The organism is Ideonella sp. P3_A4, from assembly GCF_056403075.1.
Genome location: NZ_JBFUGE010000652.1, coordinates 1 through 3,196, shown reverse-complemented (window position 1 = coordinate 3,196; position 3,196 = coordinate 1). Strand labels below are relative to the sequence as shown.

Below are 3,196 nucleotides of genomic sequence, written 5' to 3'. Positions count from 1 at the left end.
GCGCAACTCGAAGCGCGCCAGCGAGCGGCAATCGCTCACCAGTTCGCGCTCGCCCTGCAGCACGTGGATGGCCATCGCGGTCTGGCCGTCCTTGAAGGTGGTGAAGTCCTGCGCCTTGGCCACGGGGATGGTCGTGTTGCGCTCGATCACCCGCTCGACCAGGCCACCCATCGTCTCCAGGCCAAGCGACAACGGGATCACGTCCAGCAGCAGCAGCTCACCGTCCTTGGCGTTGCCGGCCAGCGCATTGGCCTGCACCGCGGCGCCGATCGCCACGACCTCGTCGGGGTTCAGGTTGGTCAGCGGATCGTGGCCAAACAGCTCGCCGACCGCGCGGCGCACCGAAGGCATGCGCGTCGAGCCGCCGACCAGCACCACGCCCTTCACATCGTCTTTCTTGACCTTGGCATCGCGCAAGACCTTGCGGACCGCCGACAACGTGCGCTGCAGCAGCTCTTGCGTCGCCGCATCGAACTGCTCGCGCGTCACCACCTGGGTCAGCTCGCGGCCGGCCACGGTGCAGCGCAGCGTCGCCTGCGGCGCATCGGTCAGTGCCTCTTTGGTCGCCCGGGCAGCCACCAGCAGAGCGCGGCGCTCATGCGGCGATTGCGGCTCGACACCGGCTTGCGCCGCCACCCAGTCGGCCAGCGCGTGGTCGAAATCGTCACCGCCCAGCGCGGCATCGCCACCGGTCGCCACCACCTCGAACACGCCGCGCTGCAGGCGCAACAGCGAGATGTCGAAGGTGCCGCCACCCAGGTCATAGATCGCGTAAAGGCCCTCGCTGCCGTTTTCCAGCCCGTAGGCCACCGCCGCCGCGGTGGGCTCGTTGATCAGCCGCAGCACGTTGATGCCAGCCAGTTGCGCTGCGTCCTTGGTGGCTTGGCGTTGAGCGTCGTCAAAGTACGCAGGCACGGTGATCACCGCGCCGAAGAGATCGTCGTCAAAGCTGTCTTCGGCACGCTGGCGCAGCGTCGCGAGGATCTCGGCCGACACCTCGACCGGCGTCTTCACGCCCTGGCGGGTGTCGATGGCAACCATGCCCGGATGATCGACGAAGCGGTACGGCAGCTTGGCGCGGCCAGTCACGTCGGCCAGGCCTCGGCCCATCAGCCGCTTGACCGAGACGATGGTGTGTTCGGGATCGTCAGCCTGTGTGGCGGCCGCTTCATGGCCGATCTGGCGCTTGCCACCGTCAAGGTAGCGAACGATGGACGGCAGCATCGTGCGGCCCTGCGCGTCCGGCAGGCACTCGACCAMGCCGTGGCGCACGGCCGCGACCAGCGAGTTGGTGGTGCCCAGGTCAATGCCGACCGCGATGCGCCGCTGGTGCGGATCGGGTGACTGGCCGGGTTCGGAAATCTGCAGCAATGCCATGGTTCAAAGATCGAATTGTTCGAGCCGGCGGTTCACGTCGGCGCGAAAGCGGTGCACGAACATCAGCGCGCGCACCTTGTCGGCCGCCGCAGCGGCGTCGTTGCGCTCGTCCAGCGCCGTTGCGACGTCGTCCAGCAGTTCCGCCTCTCGCGCGGCCACGGCGTCGTCCAGCGCCTGGACGGCCGGCTCGTCTTCCGCCTCGTCCAGCGCCTCGCGCCAATGCATCTGCTGGGCCAGAAAGCTGACCGGCATCGCGGTGTTGCGCTCGGCGTTGATCGGTGCGCCACGCAGCTCACACAGGTAGGCGGCGCGCGCGAGCGGGTCTTTCAACCGTTGATGAGCCTGGTTCACACGCACGGCCCACTGCATCGCCAGGCGTTGAGATGCGGCACCTTCAGCACTGAAGCGATCGGGGTGCACCTGCGCCTGTAGCGTGCGCCAGCGCTGGTCGACCTCGGCTCGTTCGAGCGCGAAACGCTGCGGCAAGCCGAACAGCGTGAAGTCGTCGTCGTCGAGCTTCATGGCAGGCCGTGTTGACTCGGCGGCGCTCACAAGCGCTTCTCGTAGAACAGCGACAAGCCGTTGTCGGGGTAGCCGCCGAAAGCACCGCGCAAGACGTAGCCGCTGCGCTCGTACAGGCGCACCGCTTCGTGCTGGTCGCTTCCGGTCTCGAGCAGCGCCAGCGAAACGCCGTCAGCCTTCAGCCGCTCTTCCAGTTGTGCCAGCAAGCGCTGCGCGATACGCTGGCCACGCGCCGCCGGGTGCACGAACATGCGCTTGATCTCGCCGTAGCGCTGGTCGGACGTGTCCGGCTCGCCTGGCATGCGGCGCGCGGCACCACAGCCGATCAGCCCGCCCTGCTCTTCAGCCACCAGGAAGTCGATCTCGGGCGCCAGCAGCGCCTGCACATCGAGGATGTGGTTGTCCTCGGGCTCGTAGAGCGAGGCCAGGTAGGCATCCAGCTCGGCCAGCATCGCCACCACTTGCGGGTGGTCGGGCCGCTCGGGGCGGATCAGGATCTCGCGGGAAGACATGGTCGCGGGCAGAACATGAAAAAGGCGCGGCCTGTTCAGCACCGCGCCCGGTCAGAGGGGGCCATTGTCGGCGAAGCGCTACGCGGCTCTCTTCAGACGCGGAACGACTCACCACAACCGCAGCGGTCTTTCTCGCGCGGGTTGTAGAACTTGAAGCCTTCGTTGAGGCCTTCGCGCACGAAGTCGAGTTCGGTGCCGTCGATGTAAGGCAGGCTCTTCGGATCGACCAGCACCTTCACGCCATGGCCTTCGAAGATCACGTCTTCGGGCGCCACGTCGTCGGCATATTCCAGCTTGTAGGCCAAGCCGGAGCAACCGGTCGTCTTCACGCCCAGGCGCACGCCCACACCTTTGCCGCGGCGGCTCAGGTAACGCGTGACGTGRCGGGCCGCCGCTTCAGTCAAGGTGACCGCCATCGGCTCAGCTCGCCTGTTCGGTGGCCACTGCCGCGGCTTCGGTCTCGTCGTGGCGCGAGCGGTAGTCGTCCACCGCCGCCTTGATCGCGTCTTCGGCCAGGATCGAGCAGTGGATCTTCACCGGCGGCAGCGCCAGCTCTTCGGCGATGTGGGTGTTCTTGATCGTCAGCGCCTGGTCCAGCGTCTTGCCCTTGACCCATTCGGTGACCAGCGAGCTCGACGCGATGGCCGAGCCGCACCCGTAGGTCTTGAAGCGCGCGTCTTCGATCAGGCCCGTCGCCGGGTTGACCTTGATCTGCAGCTTCATCACATCACCGCAAGCGGGCGCGCCGACCATGCCGGTGCCCACCGTTTCGTCGCCCTTGTCGA

At 67.2% G+C, this 3,196-nt stretch carries 5 protein-coding genes; all 5 read right to left on the bottom strand.

Annotation, left to right across the window (positions count from 1 at the left end; genetic code table 11):
• A partial coding sequence (hscA, locus tag AC1DYI_RS30575) for a Fe-S protein assembly chaperone HscA (RefSeq protein ID WP_477207879.1) occupies nucleotides 1-1,377 on the bottom strand: 1,377 nt, incomplete at its 3' end.
• A 3-nt stretch (nucleotides 1,378-1,380) separates the two neighbouring features.
• Nucleotides 1,381-1,899 (bottom strand): Fe-S protein assembly co-chaperone HscB, encoded by a 519-nt coding sequence (hscB, locus tag AC1DYI_RS30570; RefSeq protein ID WP_477207878.1) that lies wholly within the window; start codon nucleotides 1,897-1,899, stop codon nucleotides 1,381-1,383.
• Between the two features lie 26 nt (nucleotides 1,900-1,925).
• Complete coding sequence (locus AC1DYI_RS30565; protein WP_477207877.1) at nucleotides 1,926-2,411, bottom strand: GNAT family N-acetyltransferase; 486 nt, start codon at nucleotides 2,409-2,411, stop codon at nucleotides 1,926-1,928.
• Between the two features lie 92 nt (nucleotides 2,412-2,503).
• The gene (gene iscA / locus AC1DYI_RS30560; RefSeq protein ID WP_477207876.1) at nucleotides 2,504-2,827 is read right to left on the bottom strand and encodes an iron-sulfur cluster assembly protein IscA; all 324 of its coding nucleotides are present in this window, start codon (nucleotides 2,825-2,827) and stop codon (nucleotides 2,504-2,506) included.
• 4 nt (nucleotides 2,828-2,831) lie between these two features.
• The coding region (locus AC1DYI_RS30555) for an iron-sulfur cluster assembly scaffold protein (RefSeq protein ID WP_477207875.1) at nucleotides 2,832-3,196 on the bottom strand (365 nt) is incomplete at its 5' end.